A 23,709-nucleotide genomic window follows, 5' to 3' on the forward strand; every position below is an offset into this window, starting at 1 on the left:
CCAATCGCAGAATCGGCTAAAAGTATCGCACACAACGGTATGAAGAATTGGGGATATCACCTTAAGCCTTTTTTGTCTGTTTTCTTATTGGGACAGAGTGAGAATTTGAAACATCCTGCCTTTATACAGATTTGCCGAGGCGATCAGGCGATTCTGCGCATCCAGCCACAGCGCGAAGAACACCTCGTGCTGCAGCCCCCCGAGAGGCAGCCGCAGGTAATCGCGCGCCGCCGCCGGTGAAGAAGAGCCGTTTCCCCGGCGCATTTCATCGCCCAGCGACCGCCACACCTTTTCCAGGACCTCCTGCAACTGCGCGCATTTCGCGGGCCCCATGCCAGGCACCGCCGAACAGTCGGCCTGGCTGGCCGCGAACAGGCCGTTCAGCCCGCCGAAGCGGCTGATCAGCTCACGCCCCAGGTCGACCGCGGATTTCCCCTTGCAGCCGACACTCAGGAAGATCGCCAGCAACTCGGCATCCGACAGCGACGCGGCACCGTGCGCCAGAAGCCCGACATCCCCGGCAATCCATGCCGTCGCCACTCGGTATAAGTTGAAGCGATCATGTGATGCCGCTGGCCAGCCCTCCCTGAAGCCTATGCGCGAGACTTGCTCAACCACTGCAACAAGGTCTCGTACAGCACATCGGGGTCGATGGGTTTGGCGAGGTGGTCGTCCATGCCGGCGGCAAGGCAGACCCTGCGATCCTCATTGAAGGCATTCGCCGTCATCGCCAGAATCGGGGTGCGTGCGTAGCCGGGCAACGTCCGGATCACCCGCGTGGCCTCTATGCCGTTCATCATCGGCATCAGCATGTCCATCAGGATCAGGTCGTAGTGGCTGCGTTGCGACATGGCGACCGCGCAACCTCCGTCCTCGGCCAACTCCACGGTGAGGCCGACATCTGTCAGCAACCCGCGTGCAACCTCCTGATTGATCGGCTCGTCTTCTGCAAGAAGGATGCGTGCCCCGGCGTGATGGGCTTTGAGTTGCACCTCTGCTGATTGTTCTGCAATAGTCGGCGCCAGGGTGTCGGCGTCGGACGACTTCTTCAGACTTACGGTAAACCAGAAGGTGCTGCCCTGCCCAAGCGTACTCTCGATGCCGATACTTCCACCCATCATTTCAACCAGACGCTTGCTGATGGCAAGTCCCAGGCCGGTACCACCATACTTGCGGGTCATCGAACTATCGGCCTGCTCGAAGGCGGTAAACAGGCGTCTCTGATCCTCGATCGCGATGACAATGCCGGTATCCTGCACCTCGCAACGCAACAGGACATCGCCCGGATGTTCCTCAAGTAGCTTGACTCGCACGGTAATGGCACCTTGTGCAGTGAATTTGACGGCGTTGCCCGCGAGATTGAGGAAAATCTGACCCAGACGCATCGGATCGCCCAGCAACGTCAGGCTGGCAACTGCAGGCGGCAGATCGAAGAACAGCTTCAGGCCCTTTTCCGCAACTTTCTGCCCGATCATGCCCATCAGGTTTTCCAGCACCAGGCCGAATTTGAAGCTGAGCTGCTCCAGGACCAGGTGCTCGGCCTCGATCCTGGAAATATCCAGGACGTCGTTGATGACTGACAGCAGATGCGTGGAAGCGTGTTTCAGCTTGCCCAACTGATCCATCTGTCTTGCGTCGGTTGTCCGTCGCATGATCAGTTCAGTCATCCCCATGATGGCGTTCATGGGCGTGCGCAACTCGTGACTCATGTTGGCGAGGAAGGTGCTCTTGGCGCGACTCGCGGCTTCGGCAGCCTCCTTGGCTGCGGAAAGCTCCTTCGTGCGTTCCTCGACCATCGCTTCAAGGTGGTGACGATACTGGTCAAGCTCGGCTTCTGTATGCTTGCGTTCGGTAATGTCGAGGTTGCTGCCAATGTATTTGACGATCTGGCCCGCGGAATCCCGTTGTGGCGAGGCCAAACCATATACCCAGGTACCCTTCCAGCCCGAGTGCGAAAGCGGTACTCATGGCCCCAGGTCCCTTCAGACGCAACCATTCGCTGCCAGTTCGACGCAACGGCTTCGCGATCTTCCGGATGCAACGCCGCCAACCATCCCTTGCCGAGAGCGTCTGCCGGGGACATTCCGGCCATTTCACACCAGCGCCTGTTCGCATAGATACAGTCACCGTCGGGCGAAGCCAGATAAATTCCGACTGGAGCTAATGCAGCCAGAGTTCGGAAGGTCTCCTCGCTGTCGTGCAGATCGGACTCGATTTGCTTCCGCGACGTGATGTCGATGCATAAACCGCTCATGTACAAGGGACGGCCCTGCGCGTCATACGAGGTATCGCCCCTGGCATAGATCCAGCGCGTCTGCCCCGACGGCAGTACAATGCGATATTCGTTCACCAGCGGAACATGGTCCCGTACGGCATCGCCAATACGTCCTACAGCCTCTTGGAGGTCGTCTGGATGCAGCACAGACTGCCATGCTTCAAAACTGGCCTCCGTCGTGGCCGGATCAAGGCCAAGAAGCTGGAAGAGTTCCGGCGTCCAGGTCGGCTTGCCGCTAACGATATCCCAATTCCAGAAGCCGGCTTGAGCCGCGCTCTGCGCCAAGGCCAGTTGCAGGCTGGCCTCACGCAGGGCTCTCTCCTGCTGCTTGCGTTCCGTGATGTCATGGATCACGGAAAAGAGCAGCGGCTTGCCAGCGGCTTCGACCGGTGTCGAATAGACTTCGACATCGCGAATCTCGCCGGAAGCCAGCCGGTGAGGAAAGTTGAAGTAGTTTCGTTCCTCGTGCAACGCCCGTTGTCGTTCCTGAGCGACTTCTTCCGGTGGCAGCGTGTTGATCTCGTTGATGAGCATGCCGAGCAGGCTTGGCTTCGGATAGCCATAATAGCTTGCTGCCGCCTGATTTGCGTCGATGATCGCACCGCTTTCGGGATCGATGAGGAACATCACCGATTTGTTCTTCTCGAAGAAGTGACGGAAGCGGGACTCGCTTTCCTGCAATTGGCTAACCGCAACTGCGAGACGTGCAGAACTGCGTAACTGGTTCATGTTGAGGAAGGCCAGCAGCAGACTGATACCCAAGCCTGCCGTCAGGATGACCATTGAATTCGCAACACTCGTAGGCTCTCCCAGTCCGGGTAGTGCCGTTGCTGTCAGAAACCACGGTTGTCCTGCAATCTCGATCTTCCTGCTGGCGTGGAATCGACTGGCTTCGCCTTTGTCGGAATCTTCGTTGGAAAAGAGCAACGCCGCTGGGTCGGCGTTTTCTCCGTCGTAAATGGTGAAAGCAATCCGCCCAACCGTGTGCGGAATGTCGCGTTCAAGCAGACTGGACATCATGTCCTTCATCCGTAGCGGCGAATACGCCCAGCCGATGAGTTCGTCCAGACGTCGCTCTTCGCCGGTCGGCGTAGTCCCTGAGTGGTAAACCGGCAGATACATCAGGATCCCTGGCTGAACGTCCTTGTCGGTTTCCTGAAGCAGGATGACCCGGCCGGAGAGAGCCGCAGCACCACTTTTCCAGGCTCGCTCCATCGCGCGCTGTCGTACCGGTTCCGAGTACATGTCGTAGCCGAATGCACGCTGGTTTCTCCAGTCGAACGGTTCAAGATAGACGATGGATGAGTAGTTCCTGCGCTCACCGGGAGGGCGCAACGCGTATTCCGGAAAGCCATCGGCGCGAATCGCGAGCAGGTGGTCGGCAAGCTGCGCGGGCGTGATCAGCCTGGAAAAGCCGACCCCCTGGATACCCGGGTATCGCTCGTTGAGTCTTAGGGCCGCCACAAAGGCTTTGAACTCGGCCCGCGTCACATCCCTTCCGACCTGAGTGTTGGCAGAAAAAAGACCGACAGCACCACGCAGAACCTGTTCGTTCGCCTTCAGTCGATCCTGGATGGCGTCTGTTATATGGTGGAGCAGGAGCTCGAATTCGACTCGGGATTTGCTACTCTCGTGCTGGCGAACGACTTGCCAAACCACGAGGGTCAACACCATGCCGGGAATCAGGATCATTCCCGGGACCAGAAAATTGCCGACCCGCCACGCGCCACTTCGGCCCATACACGTGTTCCCCGCGGCCTTACCGATCATCTCAATCCCATCTCGCCGCATAAGGCCTGGTACAAATTTGACGTCAGCCGGCAAAGCCGGAACCAAACAGGAGAAGGTCGTTGTCGCAGCTCAGGAGGAAGCGCACCCGAAATGTTGACAACACCGACAGTGTAAATGAAAAGATTTGCGTGTGCTCCTGCCTGGATCGGCCCTCCAGGGCAATCGCATGAATCTTATACAAGACCCAGGAGTTGGGCGCGGAAGGCGTCCGAAGTGGCGGCGATCAGTCGCTGAACCTTGAGGCCCCCTTTGCGTTTTACCGGAGCGAGGCGCAGGAGGTTCAAGACGAACTGGCGCAAGACGGCGAAATTCTGAGCGGCATGATCGGTGCGAGCGCGCATCTGGTCGTCGCCAAAGACGACATCCATGCACCAATGCAGGCTGTGGCAAGTAGGCCGGAGGAGTTGCACCCCCGGCCTCTCACAGAACGGTGCGTGAACCTCTCGATTCACACCGCTCCCATCAAGCAAACGCACCGACCATTCCTTTCTGCCAATGCACGAAGAGATACGGCTTCTTCTCGGAAAGCTGTTCGAGAAACCTGCTCGCCCGTATTTTGTGGCCCTTCAGCCGTCTGTACTTCCTCATCGCCCAAGCCACCAACGTCTTGTTGAAGTGCCTGAAGACGGGGTACATCGCCGACCGATAGAATCTTCCGTAATACGCCAGCCAACCCCTCAGGATTGGATTGTGCAGTCGGGAAATGTCGGCTAGGCTCAGCTCCGTCCGATTTCGGTAGCTCAGTTTGCGTGTCGATGCCCGCATCGCCGTCAGCGCTTTGTTGCTGACCGCCGGGGTGAAGCTCACAAACAGGCTGTTGCGCTTGCTGTTCTTCACTACCCTTGGCCGGAAGGTATATCCGAGGAAATCAAACTGCGTGACCGGATACCTCCCCTTGCGACTACCGTCTTTGCAGTACACGATCTTGGTCTTGTCCGGATGCATCAGCAGGGCGCATTGCGCAAACCTTGCATCGAGCGCCGCCATCAGGGCCTGCGCCTCCTGCTCGGTCCGACAATGGACCAACCCATCATCCGCATACCGACACCAGGGGTTGTCCGGATAGTGTTTCGTCATCCAGACGTCAAACGTGTAGTGGAGGAACAAGTTGGCCAACACCGGACTGACCACGCCACGTACACAAAAGATAACTTCGAGTTCGATCGGCAAATTCCCCTTCATCGTTCTGAAACGACACTTGATTTGCGTCGCAGGGGGTCATATGCTTAAGGCACATGTCGCGCGCCACCGATTCCGAAAGGGCACAACGGGTGAACAGCGCCTTCGCTCTGCTTGTTCGTGGTCACAGCCTCAGCGAGGCCGCGCAAGTATTGACCGAATCATTCGCGTTGTCGCGTCGCCAGGCCTATCGATACCTGCAGGAGGCACAGGAACTCGCGCAGCCGCTGCCGGTTGCCCAACCGACCATTCCCGTCACGATCAAAATCCCCGGCGAGGTCGTGGGGGAGTTGCGCGCGTATGCTCAAGAAAGCGGCCGGACGATGGGCGAGATTGTTGGGTGCGCGGTATCGGCGTATCTGGCCAAGGCACGCCAACATGGTTGATCGGCGCCGGCAGGGTCATGACGTGTATCTGGACTATGTCTTTGACCGCCTGCTCGCCGCCAAGCTTGAGCAAGTCTACGAGATCCTGGTACCGGATCGGGCACGCCGCACGGGGCGGCCGTCCGGGCTGAGTGGAAAGAGCGATGAAGACAGCAGCCATTTACGCCCGCGTGTCGTCGGCGCAACAGCGCGAGGAGCACACGATTGCCAGCCAGACAGCGGCACTGGTGGCCTTCGCTGCAAGCAAGGACTATTGCGTGCCGGCTGAATGGATCTTCGAGGACGAGGGCTACAGCGGGGCGAGCCTGCTGCGGCCAGGGCTGGAGCGGGTACGCGATCTGGCGGCGGGAGGACAGATTGAAGCGGTGCTCGTGCTCTCGCCTGACCGGCTGAGCCGCAAGTACGCCTATCAGGTCCTGCTCACCGAGGAGTTGGCTCGCCACGGGGTGGCCGCCGTTTTCCTGCGGGCCCCGCGCAGCGAGACCCCGGAAGATCAGTTGCTGCTGCAGTTCCAGGGCATGATCGCCGAATACGAGCGAGCGCAAATCCTGGAGCGCTCGCGCCGCGGCAAGCGCCACCGCGCCCAACTGGGAGAAGTCAGTGTGTTGAGTGGCGCTCCCTATGGCTACCGCTACGTGTGCAAGAGCGATGAGGCGAACGCTCGCTATGAGGTGATCGAGGCACAAGCCGAGGTGGTGCGCCAAGTCTATGATCTTTATACCGCTGGCGGCTTGTCGATCGGTGCGATCACGCGTTGGCTGAACGAGCAGGAGGTGCCGACCCGAAAGGAAGGCACCCGATGGGAACGCTCCACCGTCTGGGCGATGCTTCGCAACCCGGCGTACAAGGGACAGGCTTGCTTTGGCAAGACCCAGGTCGCAGTACGACAGCGCCTCAATCGTCTGGCCCGGCAACGCGGGGGATTGCCGGTACGCAACAGCGCCAGCCTGGAGCGCCCACGCGAGGAATGGCTCGAGATCGCGGTTCCCGCCTTGATCCATGAGGAGACGTTTGCCCTCGCCGAGGAACGTCTGGTGGTGAACAAGAAGTACGCGGCTCGGCGCACCGTCGAGCCCAGCCTGCTGCAGGGACTCGTACACTGCCGCCAGTGTGGCTATGCTCTCTATCGAACCTCGACCCGCAGCACGGCACGCAAGCTCTTCTACTACCGCTGCCTCGGCTCGGATGCCTATCGCTACGACGGCCAGGCCCGCTGTGATCAGCGCCCGATCCGGCTGGACTTGCTGGAAAGCATCGTATGGGCCGAAGTCCTGCGCCTGTTGGAGGATCCGGCGCTCATCCAGACCGAGTTGGATCGGCGGCTTGAAGTGGCGCGCCAGACACATCCTGCGCAGCGTCGCCAAGAAACGCTCCACCGGGATCTGGCGCGAGTACAAAAGAGCATGGAGCGGCTTCTCACCGCCTATCAGGAGGACTTGCTGTCGTTGGCGGAACTGCGTCGGCGCATGCCTGCGCTGCGCCAGCGTGAGCTGGCCCTGCACGCCGAAGTCGAGTCGCTCAGCGCCCAGTTCTCCGACCAAGCCGCCTACCTCCGATTGGCGGAAACGCTATCGGCATTCCTTGGGCGGATGCGGGAAAATGTTCACACCCTCGATATCGCCGAACGTCAGCGTATCGTGCGGCTGCTGGTCAAGGAAGTCGTCGTCAGTTCTGACAGCATCACCATTCGCCATTCGATCCCAACCCCCGTTCCATCTTCCGGGAACCCGGATGACTCATCCACTCTGCATCAATCTTCAGAAGGCCAACGTTCCGCCGCAAGTTATCCTTTGTGTACGAGGAGTGAACGGACCGCCTTGCGGCGTCCCCTCATACCGTTGCATGACCACGCCGCCATCCATGATGCCGGCCACAAGGTAACGACGAATCAGCCGCAGCACGGCCTTGTCGTCGATTCGCCGCGATAACCGTTCCATCAGAATGTCGTGATTGACCCGGTCGAAGAACTTCTCCAAATCGACATCGACCACCATCCGGTAACCGTCCTGCACGTAGCGCCGTGCAGTGAGCACCGCGTCGTGCGCACGGCGTCCCGGTCGGAAGCCGAAGCTGTGTTCGGAGAACGTCGGATCAATCATCGGCTGCAAGACCTGCAGCAGGGCTTGCTGGATCAGCCGATCCGTCACCGTCGGAATCCCCAATTCCCGCATCCCGCCACCGGCCTTCGGAATCTGTACGCGCCGCACCGGCTCAGGCCGGTAACTGCCGTTCAGTAATGCCTCCCGAATCCCGGGCCAGTGCGTTCTCAGGTACGCCGCCGTCTCGGCAATCGTCCGTCCATCCACCCCAGCACTGCCGCGATTGGCTTTGACGCGTTTCCACGCATTCACCATGTTCGCGCTCGCGAGCGCCTGCGTGAGCAGGTCATCTCGCCCTGAACCTTCGAGTCCCTGTCGCGCCGGCCGTGCTTCATCACGCAACGCTTCGGGCTTGGCTTCACCTCGCCCTCCCGCCTTGCGCCCCGGTTGCCCGAGCGTCTGATGCACTGCACTTCCAAGCAACATGGCCGTCGGCCCTCCTACTCGTTCGGCCCTTCGCCCCTTGCCGGCAGCTACTATGGCCTCTGCTGACTTCTCGCTCCGGCTTGTCACCGTCGGCCTTTCAGCCATGAGGCGAGATCTCCCCAGGTAAGAACGCACTCCTTCCCTGCACAGCCGCCGAATTTACGCCACTTCGCCTTGATCACGAGAGCTTCGCAGTCACTTGCCCGCTCGCCCTGCTCGGCAGCGCCTTCTATCCGGTTCTTGTCCATCGGCTCACAGTTTCACTTCACGCTTCCTTCCCACCATCGGTCACCCTCAGGCAGTTGCGCTTCGCTTCGTTCGCTGTGATCAACTTACGGCGGGACTTGCACCCGCAAGAGTGCGCCCATGCTGGGCGCGCAAACAAAAAGGCCACTCTTGAAAGTGGCCTAAGTGCTTGATTTACTGGTGCCGCTGGACGGAATCGAACTGTCGACCTTCGCATTACGAATGCGTGATTTCTGGCATACCTACGCATTATCAGACCTTAACAAACCTATACGCAGCAATATGTTAGTGCTACACTTACATTAACGGGGTTACACCAAAATACACGGTTTTTGACCGCAAATGTAACCCCGGCGTAACCCCAGCACAGAACGTACGCATAAGGTGATGTCATGGATGATGCTGCAAGATTCCAGTTCAACAAGGAGCGAATCCTTGCGCTGCCTACACCTGCGACCGGCACGCGCGCAACGTATTACGACACCAAGACAACAGGCCTGCAGCTACGTGTAACCCCGGCGGGCATGAAAACCTTTTCCATGTACCGGCGCACCAAGGGCGGCGGGCCGGAGCGTGTCACCCTGGGGCGCTTCCCAGCCATGACGGTGGAGCAAGCGCGCAAGGCTGCCGCTACGGTGAATGCCGAAATCGAGCAGGGCGCGAACCCTGCCGAAGTAAAGCGAACCTTCAAGGCTGAACCGACATTGACGGAGTTTTTCACCGAGTACGGCACCCGGCACGGCGAAAAGCTGGTGGTGTGGCGTGACATGCAGCAGCGGTTCCGGGACTACCTGCAAAAGCCACTTGGCGACCGAAAGCTGACGAGCATCACGAGGGCGATGATTGCCCGTGCGCTCTCCGATGTTGAGAAGGCCGGCAAGGCAGCGGCGACGGTCAGGCTTGTACGGGCGCTGGCGTCTGGCATCTTCGGCAAGGCGATTGAATGGGGCTACCTCGAAACGAACCCGGCACAAGGCGTCAAGGTGGCAGGCCGCGTGATGAGCCGTGACCGCTTCTTGCAAGCCGACGAACTGCCCCGCTTCTTTCAATCGCTGGCCGAAGAACCGAGTATCGCCATGCGTGACTTCATCCTGCTGGCGCTGCTGACCGGCGCTCGGCGGGCCAATCTGTGCGCGATGCACTGGTCAGAAATCAACTTGGCTGATTCCGTCTGGCGTGTCCCCGATACGAAGAACGGCACCCCGCAGAACGTGACGCTCTGCCCGGAAGCGGTGGAGATCCTCAAGGCACGGCAGGAAACGACCGGCGGCGGGTTCGTCTTCCCCGGACCTGGCGTCAGCGGTCACATGGTGGAACCGAAGAACGCGGTCATTCGCGTCATGGTGCGGGCCGGTATCCCCTACGGCAGAAACGACCCGAACGGCGTAACCCTGCACGATCTGCGGCGCACGCTGGGAAGCTGGCAGGCAAGAACCGGCGCTTCGCTGGCGATCATCGGCAAGAGCCTGAACCACAAGAGCCAACAGGCAACGGCGATCTATGCCCGTCTCGACCTTGACCCGGTGCGATCGTCCGTCAACACGGCAACCGCGGCGATGATGGAGGCCGGCGGAATGAAAGCCGCGGCGGAAGTGGTGACCATACCGAAGCGGGGCAAGGCGTGAAACTGATCTATCGGCAGCATGCCGTGCGGCGAATGTTCGAGCGCGCCATATCGACAGCCGACGTTGCCGCGGCGCTGGTATCGGGCAGCGTGATCGAGGACTACCCGACCGATACGCCCTACCCTAGCTGCCTATGGCTGGGCTTCGCCGGCAACCGCCCTTTGCATCTGGTGTTCGCTGACAACCCCGGCGAGGGCGAGCGCATCATCATAACCGTCTACGAACCCGACCCCGCCCTATGGCTGGCGGACCTGGCAACAAGGAGAAACCCATGAAATGCCCAATCTGCCGTCACGGCGAAACCCGCCCCGGAACCGCCACTGTTCCACTTGAGCGCGGCGGCATGACGATCGTTTTCCGCGAAGTGCCGGCGCTGGTGTGCGAGAACTGCGGCGAAGCCTTCCATGATGAAGCCGTTACCGTGGCCTTGCTGAAACAGGCCGAACAGGCGGCGGCGGCGGGCGTGGAAATCGACGTGCGGCGCTTTGCGGTGGCGGCGTGATCCTGCACACCACGGAAGTAACCCCCCTGCCCGGTTATCGCCTGTTCCTGCGGTTCAACAACGGCGAAGCCGGCGAAGTGGATTTATCCACTGAAATCGACGGCGAAATGTTCGAGGCGCTGCATGATCCTGCCGTGTTCGCCACGGCAAGCCAGCACCCCGTGATGCGCACGGCGGCATGGGCCAACGGCGCGGACCTTGCGCCAGAATTCCTGCTTGATCTGATGCGCGCGCAACATGGCGACCGGGCCGCGTGACCTGAGAAAACCTGAGTTTTGCTGCGCCTATCTCGACGGAGAGAAAACCGGGTTCCCTTGCCCGGCTGGCGCGGCATCCTGAACCAAGGGCGAAGCGTAAAAGGGGCGCGGAGTGCTTGAATCAACACATATTCGGCTGAATAAGGCTGCGGAAATACTTGATACTGACGCGGACACAGTATTGATTGCAGCGTCAGAAGGTAGGGTGCGCTTGTATTGGCTAATAAATCGACTCATGCCCGCAGAATGCGGTTATTACGATGAATATGCAGAACCTCCCACAGACGGACCGCCATATTTTTGGGTGGCGGTGGACTATGGCTTAAAGCACTTCATGTACATCCCTTTAACCAGAATGGAATCTGCCGAACTTCTCAAAATGGGGACGATTACAGTGCAGATAGACGCACTCTCTGATAGAGATAGCAACGGCCATTGGTGGATACATAATGAATATATTACAAGTTTCAGAAGAGTAGGCGGTTTAAGTGACGATGAATTGCGCGTAACAAAAGATGTTATTTTTGCACAAAGTGCTGATATTAAAAATATCCGTGAGCGTCGCGAAACCCCAGCGGCAGACACTTTTTTGACCTTGCCCATATCCGCCCAGCGCGGTCACGTTTCCGACAAGCTCGCCACATTAAATCAAGCTTCGGCGACGCATTGGGCGAATGCTGATCGAGAAGATAGGGGTACCCACCCGAAGAATGCAGATGTGGCGGAATGGCTGATCAAGCGCGGATACTCGGAAAGTCTTGCCGAAAAGGCTGCGAGCATCATTCGCCCTGAATGGGCGCCGACGGGCCGCAAACCAGACGAATAGCGACACCATCGCAAGTAAGCCGCGGCAAGGCTTTGACGAAGGGTGACCCCCTTAAAGGGAAACCCCTTTCCGTTTTTCTTCCTGTTCCCTTTCTCTAACCTTCGCTCCATGAACTGCGCTTTGCAGTTCTGAACTGCCCCGTGCAGTTCCCTATTGGAGCGAATGATGACTACCAAGAATCTCTGTAATCTCATCGCAGCAGGCGCGGACCTGCTCGACGAGAAAGCGGCGGCGCAGTTTCTCGACAATTCCCCCGGGACCCTGTCTGTGTGGCGCAGCACCGGGCGCTACAACCTTCCCTTCATCAAGATCGGGCGCAACGTGCGTTACCGCCGTGCGGACCTTGAAGCCTGGCTGGAAAAGCGCACTCGCGAAACTGGTTCGACGGCGTGAGAGTGATTCGCCATGAATCCATACATCCGCAAACCACTGAGGCCGCCCTTTGACCGCGCCCGCCTGCCTGATCCACTCCCCTACTACGCTGCCGAACTGGAATCCCTGCGCGGCCACGGCCGTAGCGCCACCGCGCGCTGCCCGTTCCACGACGATCAGCACCCCAGTCTGTCGGTGAATCTCGACACCGGCGCTTTCCGCTGTCGGGTACCGGCGTGTGGTGCGCATGGGGATAACGTGCTGGCCTTCCACATGGCGCGCTACGGCATCGGCTTTGTCGCCGCAGCCAAAGCGCTGGGAGCCTGGAGTCCGACTCGATGAAAGAAGAAAGAATCAACGCAACTGCCCACCAGCAAACTGACACACTGGACAGAGTACTGCGATACGCGGTGCAGAAGGGTGGCGTCAAGTCCAACCAGATCGAGCAGAAGGAAACACGCTGGGGCGTGCTGGTGGAGCGCTTCGCGCAAATGCAGGCGGCCCCCCGCACGGCAAGTCTGGATACCGTACCGGCGCTGGTCTATGCCGACTTCAAACCCGAAGGCACGCGCCGCGACATCGACGTGCTGGCAATCACCGCGCTGGTGCTAGACATTGACAAGGATGCCAATCTCGAGCGAACCCGCGCGGCGCTGGCAAGTTGCGAATGCGCCATCTACACCACCAAACGCAGTACGCCCGACGCGCTGCGCCTGCGGGTAGTGCTGCCACTCGCGGCGCCCGTGCCAGCGCGCGACTGGCCCGGCACCTATCGGCAATTTGCCGCTGGGCTGGCGCTGGCAGGACTGGACGCCTGCGCCGAAAAACTCTCACAGCCGTTCTTCGCGCCCCCCGGCGCTGGCCATTTCGAGCACATGGCCGGCGAATGGCTCGATCCAACCCCATATATCGCGGCTGCGCAGCAAGCGGAGTACGACGCGCTGCCAGAGCCCGAGCCAATTCGCATTGCCCTGCTGCAGGTGCCGCCGCTTGACCCTGAGTTGATCCCGGATGCATTGCGCGACTGGATCACCGATACGGCGTACAGGATGCAATGCCCTATCGACTTTTGCGCCGTCGGCGCCATCGGCATTCTCGCCGCAGTGGTCGGCGCTGGCATCGGGATCAAGCCCAAGCGCAAGGATGATTGGTTGATCGTGCCGAATTTGTGGGGCGGCGTGATTGGCCCGCCGTCAAAGAAAAAGACCCCGGCCCTAGCGGAAATGGTCAAGGCACTGGGGCGTCTGGAGAAGCTAGCCGCCGACGGCACCCAGCATGCAAAGGCCGCCGCAGCTGACCTGGAAACCAAGGCACGCCAGAAGCTGCTCGAGGCCGACCTCAAGGAAGCCGTCAAGGCGGACATGCTCGCCAAGCGCACTGCCAGCATGGCGGCCGCCTATGTCGATGCCACCACCGGCAATATGCCCCTCGAAGAAGGCAGCGACGCCGCCGCCACTGCGCCAGCCAAGCGCAAGGCGCCATCCCGCCAACCCCGACCAAATCCACCGACACGCAGCGTGGCCGAGATCAAGCGCGAAATGGCCAATTTGACCGCGCCGCCCCCCGGCAACCTGCAAGAGCGTTTTCGTACCAACGACGCAACCATTGAGGCGCTGCATGACTTGCTTTCGACGAACCGGCGCGGCATTTTGGTCTTCCGTGACGAACTGGTTGGCCTGCTACGCGGCTGGGACAAGCAAGGACGCGAGCAGGATCGCAGCTTTTACCTCGAAGCATGGAACGGCCAAGGCAGTTTCCCGCTGGACCGCATCGGGCGCGGACATGTCATCTGCGACAACATGTGCGTGTCCATCCTCGGCGGCACCCAGCCGGACAAGGTTCGCAACTACCTTTATCAGGCCCGTATCGAAAACGACGGCATGATGCAGCGCTTTCAGTTGCTGACGTATCCAGACGTGCAGCCGTTTACGCATATCGTCGACGAGTACCCAGATGCCCCGGCCCGCGAGCGCGCCTTTGCCATCATCGAGACTCTGGCGCGCACTGATTTCGCGATAGTTGCCCCGCCCGGCCTCTACGACCAAACCCCCTGCCTGCGCTTTGCGGATGATGGCGCGCAGAACCTGTTCATCGAGTGGTATGAGCGCCTACACCGTGAGAAGCTGGAGAGCCCGGACGAGGCACCGCTGATGGTCGAATACCTCTCCAAACAGCCGAAGACGATGGCCAGCCTCGCGCTGCTGTTCCATCTGGTCGACCGCGCCGAAGCTATTGCCGCCGGAGAAATCGCCGGCCCCGTCAGCCTTTCTGCTGCTGCCCGTGCCGCTGACTGGTGCAGCTACCTCGAAGCGCACGCTCGGCGCATCTACGGTTTGGCCGCCAACCTGCAATCACAGGCCGCCGCTGCACTGGCCGAACGGATCGGCAAAGGTCAGCTTGACGACCTGGGCAGTGGTGATGGTTTCACCGCACGCGACGTCTACCGCAAGCAGTGGAGCCTGCTTGATGACCGTGAGATCGTCGACGAAGCGCTGGGTGAACTCGTGGAGGCCGGTTGGTTGCTGCAATCAGTCCAGGCCGCGGGCTTTCAGCACCGAGGCCATGTGCGCTATCGCGTGAATCCGAAAGCACGGAACGGAAACGGCCTAGGCCCTGGCAATGGGTGAGTGGATGCAACGCGCGGCGCTGATCCAGGACGAGTCGCCGTCGGCAGACGCGGGACTGTCGGCAGGCGCACGTCTTCAACCACATCTGGCGGAGAGTGCCGATTCCGAGCCGGACTACAGGCGATACCCGGACCGCTACGAGTTTCCGTGCTTCGTCATCCCTACGGCCGATGGCCTAGTGCAGTTCCAACTGGCGGTGCCCAAGGGGAAGTACGACGCACTTGCCCTTCTCGACCTGTTCGTCCGGTACCACGGCACGGGTTAGACGCTTCTGGACAAGAGGGCACAAAGGCAGAATGATGAGCTTCAACTCATCCTTGACATTTCGAAATGGCTGCCAGCCTTGCCGCACCGATCAACCCCGATCTTCTCGTGTGTCTTCTCGTGTGGGCGCGCAAGACGGCCGGCTATTCGGTCGAGGCCGCAGCCGGAAAACTTGGGCTAAAGCCCGACAAGCTTGACGCCATCGAGCGCGGCAGCGCCCCGCCAAGCTTTGCCCAGATCGAGAAAGCGGCCGACGTCTACATGCGGCCGCTGACGGTGTCGTTTTGAGTTCTGCCGAACGAACACGAAAGCGAACGAACGAAGGCTTCGTTCCCGCTCGGCCTAATATCGGACAATCGTCACCACTTTCCTGGCTCTGGTCATGGCCACGTATTGAAGACGCTGAAGGTCATCCCCGCTCGCTTTCAGGCCGCGGCAATCCTGACGGATCAACAGGAGCACCTCATCGAATTCAAGACCCTTGGCGCGATGCATGGTTGAAATGCGCACCGACCTGGAATCAGGGTTGTCACGCTCCTCCGGACCAAGGATCGTGGTCGATAGCTTTCCAGCCTTCAAGGCCCCCTGGACCGCAACTGCATCCTGCCTGGTGGGTACAATCACACAAACGGAACGTGCTTCGGCCAAGCCTGCCTGAACCAGCGGAAGCAAGCTGGAGAGAGCGTCCTCCAGATGCGGGAAAGCAAGCGTTCTGGGGATCGGGCCATGTGAGAGCGACTTGTAGCGCTTGACCTCATCGGAACCTTCATCGAGATCATCGACCGCGCAACCTTCCAGCGTGGCCACCGCCAGGCGACGGATTTCCTCCGTGGTGCGATAGTTGAGATACAGCTTGCGCGACCGTCCCCGGATATTGATGCCTGAGGAACTCATTGAAGCGCGATTCCTGGGGTAGATGCGCTGATGACCATCTCCGACAAACAGGAGATCGTTGGGCGCTGCCGGCACCATCGCACGCAGCAGCCGCAGCGCCTGCGGCCCGAAATCCTGCGTTTCATCAACGATGACCGCAGAGTACGCTGGTGGTTTGTCCCGTAGCAGGGCCGCTGCGTCGCGATAGGCGTCATCGACTTCCTTCAGCTTGCGACTGGCCAGTTGCGCCCGGTACTCCTCAAAGACCGGCCAGATGGCATCGCGCTTGCCTCGCGTCAGCACTACACCCCGTCCGGTCCGCCTGGCCTGGCGATAGTCATCACGCGAGTTGATCCCCTGCGCCAGAACGACGCGCTCAAGCTCATCCTCATAAAAGTCCGGCGGCAAGGCCAGGGTGGTTTCCTGCAGCGTCAGCGCACGTTGCCAGGCTTCCGCTGCTTCCCCTTTCTTGCGGTTGTAGATGATTTGATGATCGTACTTGTAGCGGCGAAGAAAGCCATGCACCCAAGCGTCGAGATTCTTCACCTCGATCTTCTGCATGACACCCGGACTGCAGAAGGTTTTAAGATTTTCCTCAATGTCGGCGGCCAGATTGCGCGTGAAGGTGGTGAAGAAAACCTTTTTCTCGGTCGTGGCCCGATTCTCGGCAAGCCATTTCGCCCGATGCATCGCCAGAACTGTCTTGCCGGTGCCTGCGCCGCCCAGTACCCGCATCGGACCGCCACGATCCCCCTGCGCCAGTTTGCGTTGGGTCGGATGCAGGAATACCCGCCATTGCGAGAGTGGCGAGTTCAGCATGGCGGCCATCGTCGCCTCATCCGCGACCACCACGAAGCGCGATTGCGACTCCGCCGTCTCGATGGCCGTGGCGAAGTCTTCCGTATCGATTGGGCGATCGACACGGGTTTCCCGTGAAATCAGCACATCGGACACGCTATCGCCAGCGGCAATCAGAAACAAACCCTCGTAGGCCTCAACCGGCAGCAGACCTTGCACGGCATCCAGCTCGAATTCGGTGTGGATCGATCTGACTTGCTCCAGGAGCTCCTCCGGCGTGCCGATGCTCAGCAGGTCCGCATCTGACAGCGCAGCAAACATCGCCGTCCTCGGCGGTTCCATCGGAGGCGTTTGCGGTTCAACAGCCGGCCTGGGCGCCGCCAGACGCGCCTGCTCCAGAGCGGGCTCGATGAGGCTTTCGACGGCAAACACCTGTAGCGCACCGGTCGTCGGGTTCACCGCGACACGTCGTCCCTCTGCCCACCGGTAGGCATCGTCATGGTGACCCACATACATCAGCACATAGACGTCCCCGGCGGGGGGTTTGAAGACAATCCCACGCCAGTCCTGGTCGATACGGACAGACTTCAGATTCCCATCACGGGCGCCATGGATCGGCTCATAATTGATGCCATTGGAGGTGGGATCACTCTGAAAACGCAAGGCCCACCGCAGCACCTTCCCTTGCACCGTGGCGGTCAGGGTAGCCAGATTCGCCAGGAAATCCTGCGCCAACGCCACTTTTGGTTTGAAAGTCATTCCGGGCTCTCCTGCTGTGTGTTTGCTTGCGCGCCATGATGACCGAGCGCAGCAACCAACTGCTGAGGCCACTGGCCATCTGCCATCCATGTCTGCCATCCGTTGACCTGCCAGACGGCCGCACTCTCCACCTGGGCTGGCATCAAAAGCACCCGCTTCTGCGCAACCCAGGCCAGTTCGGCTTCGGCGACCACGTCACCGGCTTGCTCCAGTTCGTAACCCACCTCATCGGGGGGTGACAAACCGGCATCCATCAAGACCTGCAATCCCTCGGCCAGGGAACTCATCGCCTGTTCGATGACCGCCGCCCAGGCAGCCGCGTGCACTGCCCCGTGCGCGCTTGATGCGGGAGAAACACCCTTGGCACCCTTGGCAAAGCCGAACACGGAATGGTCACCGGCCTCCAAGCCCTCTTGTGTGGCGAGCAGAAAACCCGGCAGCATCTGGAAGATGTTGAACAGCCATAACCAGCGCCGCCAGACCAGATGCCGCTCAGGTTCATCGTGCAGATGCGCATCGTTGAAGAGGACGAACCCCGGGCTGACCGGAATGGCAACCGACAAATTCGCCAGCTCACCTGGCCACCAATAGCGCAGTCGCAAGGAAGGATCATTCACATTGCCACAGGGAACGCTCCGGGCGGGGTGCTCACAAGGCAGGTTATGCGGCCCGTTCCAGAAGCTCAGCAACTGGTTTCGCGCATCTTCCAGAAGAGCGCTTTGCGGGTGGGGGATCATGCGGAACGCGGTGGCACCGGCGTGACGGGCCATTTTACCGGCCTGTTGATCCCCTCCCTCTCCCGGTGGCTTGCCCAACCACTGCAGCAGGACCGCCACGGCATGCCGCGTCCATAGGTCGTCGTCGAGCAGCGAGCGAAGCGGCGGCGGCAGGGCTTCGTTGCAGCACATCGCTTCCAGGCAGTCCGCCAGGTTAGTATCCAGCGTCCCGTCCATCGCGGCCTGGACATCGTCCCAGGTCAGCGACCAGACCCAGAATCGGCCGCTCGCCACCAGGGCGCTGCGCTTGTGGGCATCCTCCCGGGTCGAGGCCTGATGGTGGGCCCAGCCGTCACAGAAGATGGCGATCGGCCGCCTCGGCGATTTGGTCTGCGTCGGCCAGAGCACAAAGTCTGGCCGACACGCCGCCTTGATCCCCTCGTTGGCAGCCAGATCGACCTGCGGCTCGACCCAATAGCGCTGCTCGCCGACCTCGAGCAAATAGCCGGATTTCCCCTGAACAATGTCCTGTACCAGCTTCACGAACGGCAATCCGCCCACCCCGCTCAGGCGGCGCAGGCTCTCGATGAAGCGCGCCTCAAGCTCCGAGTCAAAGTTGGGATTGATGTAAATGTCGGCAACCGAGGCAACGCGCTCCAGTTGTCCCAGGTTTTCGACCAACTGCTCCAACAGCAATCGCGCCCGATCGCGCGAGACCAGCGCCATCGCACGCCCCAGACGGTACTGATAGACGCATCGGTAGCAGCCGTCCTTCTCGGCATCCGCGTTGCAGGAACAGGCGCACAAGTGAGTCAGCGCCAGGCGCAGCAACTCGACCAGCGCTTGCGCTTCATTGGCGAGCAGTTCATGCAGGTAGCCCGTCCCGCCCGGCACCGAGTCATAAAGCATCACATACTGCCGATTCGCGGCGCCGTCCTGGCCCTTCTCCTCTTGCGTCACCATCCTCAGGTGATCGACTTTGCCGCCAAATCGCTTCTTGAGACCAATCCGTATGGCTGCCATGAAGGACTGAACAGAGGCTTCATCGACCCCCGAACTGGTGTAGGGTACGAGAATCCGCAAGGCTTCCGACGAGAACTCACGATACAGGTAAAGGCAGTCGATGATGTTTTCCGGATCATCACTACCCCGCTTCTCGCAGTCAAAAGCGTGGAACTGAACAAGCTCACGTTCACGCGCATTGCGCGGCGCCCGCTGGATCTGTCCACAATGCTTGCAGAGCTTAAACCCCGGGCGCGCCTTCTGTTGCCCGGCGACGGCGTAGCACTCACCGGGTTTCGTGGGTTCGCCAAAATTCACGTCCCTGAAGACCACCCGCTCAATGAACTCGAAACCAAAAGGCATGTCCGGCGCCGCCAGCCGATACGCTTCCCTGATATCGCTGGTCTCGAAATCAGCCAGCATCTGGCGCACATAGAATTTCGGCTCGCGATCTTCAGCGCTGTCGTCAATTCGCACTTCCGTATCGTTGCTGTTGGCAATCGCCTGCTTGAAACGAAGCAACTGGCGCTGCTGCGAAATATTGGCCCACATCGGGTCGCCGCAACGCGGGCAGGATGCATGGCTGTCCGCATGGATCTCGAGATTCTCCATGTGCTGGCAGGTCGGGCACATGCGCCAGCGTTCGAGCGACGACAGGCTGACGTTGATCTGGTCGATCTCGACCCGGCGCTGGTTGGCATAGAACACGTTTTCCGGTGCGAATTCCGAGAGTGCCGATTGCGCCGGTCGTTCATAGCGCTCAGCAGGCAACGAAATGTAGGTCGTGGAGCCTTCCGGATCATCGCTGCCTTTTTTCCGCCAAAGCAGCGACTTCAACTCAACCCCGGCTTCCGGGAAAGCGTAATTCGGGATCATCCCCGCATCGGTAAGGGTGTTCAGCAGATCACGCTGATTGATCTCCCTGACCAACTCCAAGGCTTTCTGCCGCTCGCGTTCGAGATGGTCAATCTCTTCGCGAGTGGCCTCATCCTGCGGACGCGCCTTGAGTCCCTTAATCTGCTTCCTGATGGATACCCCGCGATCACGGTGCGTCTTACGTTCCTTGGCCAGATCCTCAATGAGCTTGCTCAGGCGAAGGCGTAGAGCATCGTCTTCCTCGTTTCCCTGCATGAATCCGCGCAGGCGACCCGCGACCCGGTCATCGAGGTCTGCTCCCAACAACGCCATGAAGGCACTCAGCAAGCGCTCTTCGTGCGCGAGGATGTACTCCAGGAAGGTGTAGGGAAAACGCGTCTGATCCAGACTGTCGCGCGCATTGAGCGCATCCTGGGTCTTGTCCGGCAGCGCCGTGTCGGGAATGCCGGATCCGACCCAGTCATCGAGACAAAAAGCGAACATCTGCCGGCGCAGCACTTCGGCAGCCTTCAGGAAGATGCCCGGCGGCACCACCTCGCCCTGCAACATCTCGTCGGTGTCGGCAAAGAAATACAGGTCGTGCGGACTCGCGCCATCGGCCAGGGTGGCCGTGAAGGCATTGCCATCGCGTCGCCCGGCGCGTCCAATGCGCTGCAAGTAGCTGGCCTGATTCGGCGGGACGGAACAGAGCAATACCGACGAAAGATCGCCGATATCGACCCCCATCTCGAGGGTGGGCGTTGCCGACAACAGATTCTCGTACCAGGGGCGCGGGTTCTTGTCCTTGAAGCGAAGTTCCAGAGCCTCACGCTGATCCCTTTGCAGCAGGCCGGTATGTTCTGCAGAAAACACCCGCCGCAAGTCGCCGCGACTGAAGCGTCTGGCCAGCCAGCCGCCAGCGTCGTCGCGCTCGGCATAGGTTTCCTGCGAGGCATCCAGGCAGGGCATTCCCAGCAGGGCCGCAGCAGCATCGGCGGGAACGGTCAGCGCACGCTTTCCCTGCGCGGAAACCAGTCGCTGCAACCGGGTTTCAATCACCAGTGCCGCCGGATTCAGGGCAATCACATCAAACGGTTGCGCCTCGATACGCAACACGACGCCTTCCTGAACCAGGGCCTCGATCGCCCGCGCGTAGATGGCCTCCTCTGCCTTGCCGGGCAGCAGTCCCTCCGCACCCAGGGTAGCCAACAGCCAGGTCTGAAAGAAGGTCGGCGCGTGCGGATTCACCAAATGGTCAAATCCGCGCGCGCGCCCCAGCGACAGGAAAACCGGGCGCGGCGTGCGCTCGCCCATGCCAGGCAGCCACTCGCCACGTCCCTGCGTGCGCGTAAAGGCGAAAACATTGCCGTCACGCGCATAGGCCATCAACTCCGGCATGCCCACCGCGCCACGCTGTCGCAAGTGGCAGACAAAGCCCCACAGCCAGTGCACGACGGTCCGCCGGACGGCATGGCGAATGCCAAAGGATTCCTGCAGAACGGGTAACAGCACATCGGCTGCCCGCTCGATATCTTCAAGGCGGGGCGCCAGCGTGGCCTTGCCAATCGCGTCCAGATTGCGTCCACGCCGACTGAGGTAGGTGAATTCAGCAAAGGCCTGCCAGCGCAGACGCTTCCTGACCCGCTCCGGCAGATGGCTGTCTTTTGGCAAGTGGTCATGCGCCTGCATCGATACCGCCCAATCGCGCTGCCACATCATGTTCGGACCGATGAACTCCGAAACGAATCGCTCCACCGGCATCGCCAGTGGCGAGTCCTTCTCGTGCCACAGGTTGGCCGACTTTTCGAGAAAGGTGGTCCAGGAACACTGCGGCGTCGCAATCTGGTCGATGACCTGCGCAAGACCCGTCCGCACCGTATTGAGGTAGGTGCGCGCGGTGAAGAAGCCGGCCCGATGCGCCGCATCCTGCACCGAATCAGAAAACGCTATGAGCTTCTTGTCGTCATTGAACGGGCTGGCCCAGGTCTGCTCGATCGTCACCGCACCCAGCGTCGCGTTGCGCGCACCGAGCAGGAGTTGTCTGAACTTGCTGCCGCAGGCCGGACACGCCGGATCGTGCCAGGTATGCGAAACGCCCGCATTCGTCGTAGTCGTCCGGCTCGCCGTCACCCGGAAAACATCGATCAGGTCGCCGTGTCCGCAGGCGGCGCATTCCCCTGTGCCGCTCTGCAGATGGCCGCACTGCGTACAAACGCGCTGCATCATGCCGTCGCACAGCGGCCGGCTCAGGCCCGCCGCGGAATACAGGCGCAGGGCCTCCGGCTGCCCGGAGAACCATGTGTTGTAAATCTCGTCAAGATCGGTCGACAGCCGTGACTGGCCACTCGGCAGACGGCTCAGCCAGCCGGTGGTATGGCAATCTGCACATTGCAGCAGCGGCAGATAGAGCTTGCCCGGCTCGCGCCTGACGTCGCTTTCGGCGCGCAACTCGATCGTATTCGGGTCACTGCGAAGCTGCGTGACCATGCGCCGCAACTCGCGCATCCACAACTGCACGCGCAGGGTGACCAGCGGTTGGCCGGCGGGATCCCGAGCCCAGGCGACGAGCACCAGCAAGGCATCGAGTACCCTGGCGATGTACGGTCGCGCCGCCTCGGGCAGGGGGCCCTGCATCTGCTCCTGCAACTCGCTCAGCGAGACGATCCGGCCCCTGATCAGCTTCAGCAGGTTGATAAACAGCAGATGTTTCTTGAGCGCTGCCCCGAGTGCGCTGCGCCAGGCGAGGTCGTTGACGTCGACCGGCGGCGCTACGCCGGGGAAGAACAGGCGGAACCAGGCCTCAACCGCCGCCGCCGGCGATAGATAGCGATCGGCATCGAGCAGCGCTTCAAAGTCGGGGCGCGGATAGAGCACATGCTCGATGACGCTGTTTCCGAGGAACTCGATCTCGTCCAGGCGATTTTCCGTCACCACCGACTCGGGCGGGAAATCCACCCCGAAAATTTGCCGGGCGTATTCGCGCAAGGGCGCGGTGTCCGAGTTGCCGCCCAGCGTCGCCGAAGTCCCGGCGCAGATCAGATGCCCGGCGGGGGTTTTCAGGCGCGCACGCAGGCGGCGCAACAGCAAGGCCAGGTCGGTCCCCTGGGCACCGTCGAAGGTGTGCAGTTCATCGACCACGACATAGCGCAGGGTCTCGGCCGTGTTCTTCGCCCAGAGCAGCCGATCCTTGGGGCGAATCAGCAGGTAGTCGAGCATCTTGTAGTTGGTCAGCAGGATGTCGGGCGGGTCCTTGCGCAATGTCTCCCGGTCGGTGATCACGCTGGTCGCGGTCATCGCCATCAGGCCCTGGCCATCCCTGCCCGAGCGCCCGCCGACAAACAGCCCCACCCGCAGCCCCCTGAAACCCGGTGTGCGGGCAATCACCTGCGCAAAACGCCGCGCCTGGTCGGTCGCCAGTGCGTTCATGGGGTAGATCACCAGCGCCTTGATACCCGCAGCGCCGTCACTACTGGCGCGCGCGCAGTGATCGAGCAGCGGGTACAGAAAACACTCGGTCTTGCCGCTGCCGGTGCCGGTGGCGACCAGCGTCCCGGCGGCACCAAGCTGACTGGCCAGTCGCTGCCATGCCGCTTCCTGATGAACGTGTCCGGGATGCTCCGTCTCGAAACTCCCGAAAAACGTCCTTCCCCGTTGCCCGGTCCGGAACGGCAGGCCAATCTGGACATAGGGGCCTTTCAGCCAGCGACCCTCGTCGTCGGTGAAGCGCTGCATGACGCCGGCGAAGAGGGGGTCCGATGGCTCGAATCCGGTCGTCAGGAAGTGCTTCAGACCATTCTGTATTTCGCGGGCAAGGAGGGACGGAAGCATGCG

17 protein-coding genes and 3 pseudogenes are annotated in these 23,709 nt (G+C 60.8%); 12 read left to right on the forward strand and 8 right to left on the reverse strand.

Translation table 11 applies throughout. The annotated features are described in order from the left end of the window. Window positions 1-84: 84 nt before the first annotated feature. From AC15MQ_RS05860 to AC15MQ_RS05880, 5 genes and pseudogenes are all read right to left on the reverse strand, one after another. The gene (locus tag AC15MQ_RS05860) at window positions 85-618 is read right to left on the reverse strand and encodes a UPF0758 domain-containing protein (protein ID WP_483079614.1); all 534 of its coding nucleotides are present in this window, start codon (window positions 616-618) and stop codon (window positions 85-87) included. Then, window positions 594-1,796, reverse strand: coding sequence for an ATP-binding protein (locus tag AC15MQ_RS05865; RefSeq protein ID WP_483079615.1), 1,203 nt, complete (start codon window positions 1,794-1,796; stop codon window positions 594-596). The genes AC15MQ_RS05860 and AC15MQ_RS05865 overlap by 25 nt, the downstream gene beginning before the upstream one ends. Next, the gene (locus tag AC15MQ_RS05870) at window positions 1,706-3,967 is read right to left on the reverse strand and encodes a CHASE domain-containing protein (protein ID WP_483079616.1); all 2,262 of its coding nucleotides are present in this window, start codon (window positions 3,965-3,967) and stop codon (window positions 1,706-1,708) included. The genes AC15MQ_RS05865 and AC15MQ_RS05870 overlap by 91 nt, the downstream gene beginning before the upstream one ends. A gap of 272 nt (window positions 3,968-4,239) precedes the next feature. Next, window positions 4,240-4,446: pseudogene (locus AC15MQ_RS05875) on the reverse strand (ISAs1 family transposase); the annotation flags it as partial. 82 nt (window positions 4,447-4,528) lie between these two features. Next, window positions 4,529-5,236: a group II intron maturase-specific domain-containing protein gene (locus AC15MQ_RS05880; protein WP_483079617.1), complete on the reverse strand. Its 708-nt coding sequence runs from the start codon at window positions 5,234-5,236 to the stop codon at window positions 4,529-4,531. 101 nt (window positions 5,237-5,337) lie between these two features. Here AC15MQ_RS05880 and AC15MQ_RS05885 point away from each other — a divergent pair, with 101 nt between their 5' ends. Next, on the forward strand, window positions 5,338-5,631 hold the full coding sequence (locus AC15MQ_RS05885) for a hypothetical protein (protein WP_483079618.1): 294 nt from the start codon (window positions 5,338-5,340) through the stop codon (window positions 5,629-5,631). 143 nt (window positions 5,632-5,774) lie between these two features. Then, a pseudogene (locus tag AC15MQ_RS05890) lies at window positions 5,775-6,890 on the forward strand (recombinase family protein); the annotation flags it as partial. A gap of 540 nt (window positions 6,891-7,430) precedes the next feature. On the opposite strand, the pseudogene AC15MQ_RS05895 reads toward AC15MQ_RS05890, so the two are convergent. Next, window positions 7,431-8,156: pseudogene (locus tag AC15MQ_RS05895) on the reverse strand (reverse transcriptase domain-containing protein); the annotation flags it as partial. Between the two features lie 638 nt (window positions 8,157-8,794). Between AC15MQ_RS05895 and AC15MQ_RS05900 the strand changes: the two are divergent. The 10 genes from AC15MQ_RS05900 (at window position 8,795) to AC15MQ_RS05945 (ending at window position 15,163) form a co-directional block, all read left to right on the forward strand. Next, window positions 8,795-10,027 (forward strand): tyrosine-type recombinase/integrase, encoded by a 1,233-nt coding sequence (locus AC15MQ_RS05900; RefSeq protein WP_483079619.1) that lies wholly within the window; start codon window positions 8,795-8,797, stop codon window positions 10,025-10,027. Next, on the forward strand, window positions 10,024-10,302 hold the full coding sequence (locus AC15MQ_RS05905; RefSeq protein ID WP_483079620.1) for a DUF4258 domain-containing protein: 279 nt from the start codon (window positions 10,024-10,026) through the stop codon (window positions 10,300-10,302). The genes AC15MQ_RS05900 and AC15MQ_RS05905 overlap by 4 nt, the downstream gene beginning before the upstream one ends. Beyond that, the gene (locus AC15MQ_RS05910) at window positions 10,299-10,529 is read left to right on the forward strand and encodes a type II toxin-antitoxin system MqsA family antitoxin (protein ID WP_287652141.1); all 231 of its coding nucleotides are present in this window, start codon (window positions 10,299-10,301) and stop codon (window positions 10,527-10,529) included. The genes AC15MQ_RS05905 and AC15MQ_RS05910 overlap by 4 nt, the downstream gene beginning before the upstream one ends. Continuing rightward, window positions 10,526-10,786, forward strand: a complete 261-nt coding sequence (locus AC15MQ_RS05915) for a DUF2442 domain-containing protein (RefSeq protein ID WP_483079621.1) — start codon at window positions 10,526-10,528, stop codon at window positions 10,784-10,786. Before AC15MQ_RS05910 ends, AC15MQ_RS05915 begins: the two co-directional genes overlap by 4 nt. Window positions 10,787-10,898: 112 nt before the next feature. After that, window positions 10,899-11,612, forward strand: coding sequence for a hypothetical protein (locus AC15MQ_RS05920; RefSeq protein WP_483079622.1), 714 nt, complete (start codon window positions 10,899-10,901; stop codon window positions 11,610-11,612). Window positions 11,613-11,777: 165 nt separating this feature from the next. Further along, on the forward strand, window positions 11,778-12,005 hold the full coding sequence (locus AC15MQ_RS05925; RefSeq protein ID WP_483079623.1) for a helix-turn-helix domain-containing protein: 228 nt from the start codon (window positions 11,778-11,780) through the stop codon (window positions 12,003-12,005). Between the two features lie 12 nt (window positions 12,006-12,017). Then, window positions 12,018-12,326, forward strand: coding sequence for a CHC2 zinc finger domain-containing protein (locus tag AC15MQ_RS05930; RefSeq protein WP_483079624.1), 309 nt, complete (start codon window positions 12,018-12,020; stop codon window positions 12,324-12,326). Then, window positions 12,323-14,611: a YfjI family protein gene (locus tag AC15MQ_RS05935; protein WP_483079625.1), complete on the forward strand. Its 2,289-nt coding sequence runs from the start codon at window positions 12,323-12,325 to the stop codon at window positions 14,609-14,611. The genes AC15MQ_RS05930 and AC15MQ_RS05935 overlap by 4 nt, the downstream gene beginning before the upstream one ends. Continuing rightward, window positions 14,604-14,876 (forward strand): hypothetical protein, encoded by a 273-nt coding sequence (locus AC15MQ_RS05940; RefSeq protein WP_483079626.1) that lies wholly within the window; start codon window positions 14,604-14,606, stop codon window positions 14,874-14,876. Before AC15MQ_RS05935 ends, AC15MQ_RS05940 begins: the two co-directional genes overlap by 8 nt. A 65-nt stretch (window positions 14,877-14,941) precedes the next feature. After that, window positions 14,942-15,163 (forward strand): helix-turn-helix domain-containing protein, encoded by a 222-nt coding sequence (locus AC15MQ_RS05945; RefSeq protein ID WP_483079627.1) that lies wholly within the window; start codon window positions 14,942-14,944, stop codon window positions 15,161-15,163. A 54-nt stretch (window positions 15,164-15,217) separates the two neighbouring features. On the opposite strand, the gene AC15MQ_RS05950 is transcribed toward AC15MQ_RS05945, so the two are convergent. Next, the gene (locus tag AC15MQ_RS05950; protein WP_483079628.1) at window positions 15,218-17,305 is read right to left on the reverse strand and encodes a UvrD-helicase domain-containing protein; all 2,088 of its coding nucleotides are present in this window, start codon (window positions 17,303-17,305) and stop codon (window positions 15,218-15,220) included. Next, a complete protein-coding gene (locus tag AC15MQ_RS05955) occupies window positions 17,302-23,706 on the reverse strand; it encodes a DEAD/DEAH box helicase (RefSeq protein WP_483079629.1) in 6,405 nt (2,134 codons plus the stop codon). Before AC15MQ_RS05955 ends, AC15MQ_RS05950 begins: the two co-directional genes overlap by 4 nt. Window positions 23,707-23,709 lie beyond the last annotated feature (3 nt).

This window comes from Candidatus Accumulibacter propinquus, assembly GCF_056856495.1.